Here is a 2,881-nt window from a genome sequence, read left to right as displayed (position 1 = left end):
CGTGACGCCCTGGGTGGCCCCCCCCTCAGGGAAGCAGGACCGAAAGGGGGGGGGGGGGCCGCACAACGGGCTTCCCCCCCCCTCGCGCCGGGCCTGCCCGGTGCCGGTCGGCTGACAGCGCGGACGGTGAGCTGCCGGTGGGATGCGAGTGGCCCGAGGGAGCGTGGGAACCGGGCGGGACCGGCTGCGATGCGCGGGTCCGCCCGTACCGCCGGACCACCGCGCCGAGTTCCAGGAGCCCGCCATGCCCTCCCAACCCCAGCCCCAGCACCGGCCCCAGCCCCAGCGCCAGGCCCAGGCCCGGCCCCGGCCCCAGGCCCGGCGCCAGGATTCGCCGTGGGACGTCCACCGGCTGCCCCGCGCCGAGGGGAGGAACGTCCTGGTCACCGGCGGCAACGCGGGCATCGGGTACTTCGTCGCCGAGCAGCTCGCCGCCGCCGGGGCCACGGTCGTCCTCGGCAGCCGCGACCGGGCGAGGGCCGAAGCGGCGATCGCCTCCATCGGCTCGCGCGTCCCCGGGGCCAGGGTGGAGCACCTGCCCCTGGACCTGGCCGACCTCGACTCGCTCGGCCCGTCCGTGGACGCGCTCGGGCTGGACCGGCTCGACGCGGTCGTCCACAACGCCGGCGTGGCGCTCGACCACCCGCCGCGCCGCGAGACCGTCGGCGGCCACGAGCTGATGTTCGCCACCAACCACCTCGGGCACTTCGCGCTGACCCACCACCTGGCACCCCTGCTCGCGGCCGCCCCCGGGAGCCGGATCGTCACCACCGGCAGCTTCGCCGCCAAGTCCGAACGCCTGGACCTCGACGACCTCCAGAGCACGCGCGACTACCGGCCCAAGCGCTCCTACGCGCGCTCCAAACTGGCCCAGATGCTCTTCGCCCTCGAACTCGACCGCCGCCTGCGCGCCGCCCGCAGCACGACGCTGAGCGTGCTCGTCCACCCCGGCGGCGCGCTCGACTCCCTCACCCCCTCGCGCCCGCCCGTCCACGTCCGCACCACCGGCGAGCGGCTGCGCCACCTGCCGCTCGGGCTCGTCGTCCAGGGCAAGGACGCCGCCGCGTGGCCCGCCGTCCGGGCCGTGCTCGACCCGGCCGTGCGCGGCGGTCAGCTGTGGAGCCCCCGGGCGTTCGGGCTGCGCGGCACGCCCAGGACCGAGCCGCTCTGGAACCACCTGGCCGACACCGCGACCGCCGCGCGGCTGTGGGCGGCCAGCTGCGAGCTGACCGGTCACGACCCGACGCCCGCCCCATGGAGTGCCGCCCACTGAGTGCCGCACGCGGCAAGCCGCCCCGGCCGCCGCCGGAACGCAGAGAGACCGCTCGGGCCACCAGGGCCGGGCGGTCTCTGCTGTTCGGGCGGACCCATGCGCCAACACGGCCCGCTGCCGATGTTCCCGAGTTGTTGGAGTGCACAGCGCCCCGGGTTCCGGACCCGCGGGTCCGGGTGACGCCGCTGCAAATCGTCACATCCAGCCAGGACGGCTCACAAGGGCATGCTGCACAAAGGCGCATCAAAATCCGGTTTCAGTTCGTTGAACTGTGCGTTTCTGATAGGGCGTTCACGAGATTGCGGCCAGGGGCCGGGACCGTGGCGCATCAATCTTCGCGATGTTCACCGAACCGATTGGGATTCACCCGTACGCCTGACAGAGTGTGTGCCCACCGGGCACACAGTGCGACGCCAACCGCACAAGTGCCCGCCAGTTGGAGTGGACAGTGATATGGAGGACTCCTCGATGGCGAGGAAGCGGAACAAGCGCGCCCACACCCCTACCCACTGCGCGGCGGCGGAACCGGTACCGCCGCGCCCGCGCCCGTACCGGCCGCTCGCGGCCGGTGAAGCGGCCGTGGTCGTCGTCGTGGTCGTCCTGACGGTCGCGCTGGCCGCCGCCCTGGTGGCGACGGGCATGTCGGCCGGGGTCGCGCTCGAACTGGCCACGGGCGGATGCCTGTTGGCCGCGAGGCTCCGACGGGAGCGGGCCTAGGAAGAGCGCCTGCCCGAGATGGGACGCCGAGAGAATCCGATCGGGGCGACCGAGCCGGCGCTGGGCCGGCTGGCCGTCTGGCTGCGGGAGCAGCGCGAGCAGGCCGGGTTGACGTACCGTCAGCTCGCCGCTCGGACCAACTACCACCCCACCACCCTGCAACGGGCCGCCGGCGGGCGCTCCGTACCGAGCTGGAAGGTCGTCGAGGCCGTCGTGCGCGAATGCGGCGGCGACCTCAAGACGGCCCGGCGCAAGTGGGTCCAGGCCAACTACTGGGCCCACGTGCCGCGCCCCTCGGGCAGCCGGCGGCTGCGCGCACCCCGGCGGGTCGACCCCCAACAGGTCGACTCCTTCGCGGACCTGCGCCGGGCGATGCACGAGATGCGCCGCAAGGCCGACTGGCCGTCCCTGCGGGAACTGGACCGCCGGGCCCGCGACCGGGGCGGACGCCTGCCCTCCAGCACGCTGGCCCTGGTCCTCAAGGGCGAGGCCCCGCTGCGCAAACCCGTCTTCCTCGCGTACATGGAGGTCTGCGGGGTCAAGGAGGCCCGCCGCGCCCTGTGGGCGGCGGCCTGGGACCGGACGAACAACGCCCGCACCCCGCTGCCGGTCAACTCGCGCACGTACCACAGCGAGTTCGTCCGGGCCATGCAGTCCTCCAGCGCCGGCACCCCGACGGACATCCTGTTCCGCCTGTGGGCGACCCTGCGCACCAGCCTCGCCGCCGAACGGGGCGAGGGCCCCGGCCACCCCGCGGCGGCGGGCCGCGAAGGCACCGACGACAACCCGTCGGTGCTCGTGTGACCCGGTCCGGGGGGGGGGGGAGGACACCCCCCCCCCCCCCCCACACCCGACCCCCCCCCCGACCCACACCCCCCCCCCCCCCCCCCC

Annotated in this window: 3 protein-coding genes; all 3 read left to right on the top strand. The window is 74.8% G+C overall.

The annotated features are described in order from the left end of the window. Nucleotides 1-244 precede the first annotated feature (244 nt). The 3 genes from ACFVGO_RS23090 (at nt 245) to ACFVGO_RS23080 (ending at nt 2,794) form a co-directional block, all read left to right on the top strand. A complete protein-coding gene (locus ACFVGO_RS23090) occupies nt 245-1,273 on the top strand; it encodes an SDR family NAD(P)-dependent oxidoreductase (protein WP_380633750.1) in 1,029 nt (342 codons plus the stop codon). Nucleotides 1,274-1,741: 468 nt separating this feature from the next. After that, nucleotides 1,742-1,990 (top strand): hypothetical protein, encoded by a 249-nt coding sequence (locus tag ACFVGO_RS23085; RefSeq protein ID WP_359906542.1) that lies wholly within the window; start codon nt 1,742-1,744, stop codon nt 1,988-1,990. An 18-nt stretch (nt 1,991-2,008) separates the two neighbouring features. Beyond that, nucleotides 2,009-2,794 carry a helix-turn-helix transcriptional regulator gene (locus ACFVGO_RS23080; protein WP_359906539.1) on the top strand — a complete coding sequence of 262 codons (786 nt, stop codon included), beginning with the start codon at nt 2,009-2,011 and terminating at the stop codon, nt 2,792-2,794. Nucleotides 2,795-2,881: the final 87 nt, after the last annotated feature.

This window comes from Kitasatospora sp. NPDC057738 (assembly GCF_042798815.1).
Classification (GTDB): domain Bacteria; phylum Actinomycetota; class Actinomycetes; order Streptomycetales; family Streptomycetaceae; genus Kitasatospora; species Kitasatospora lactacystinica.
Note: the sequence above shows the minus strand (reverse complement) of the source record. Positions and strands in the feature narration are given on the sequence as shown.

Excerpts from the sequence above, each read along its gene's own strand:
- ACFVGO_RS23090 (WP_380633750.1), top strand. The coding sequence starts at position 245 with ATGCCCTCCCAACCCCAGCCCCAGCACCGGCCCCAGCCCCAGCGCCAG.
- ACFVGO_RS23085 (WP_359906542.1), top strand. The coding sequence starts at position 1,742 with ATGGCGAGGAAGCGGAACAAGCGCGCCCACACCCCTACCCACTGCGCG.
- ACFVGO_RS23080 (WP_359906539.1), top strand. The coding sequence starts at position 2,009 with ATGGGACGCCGAGAGAATCCGATCGGGGCGACCGAGCCGGCGCTGGGC.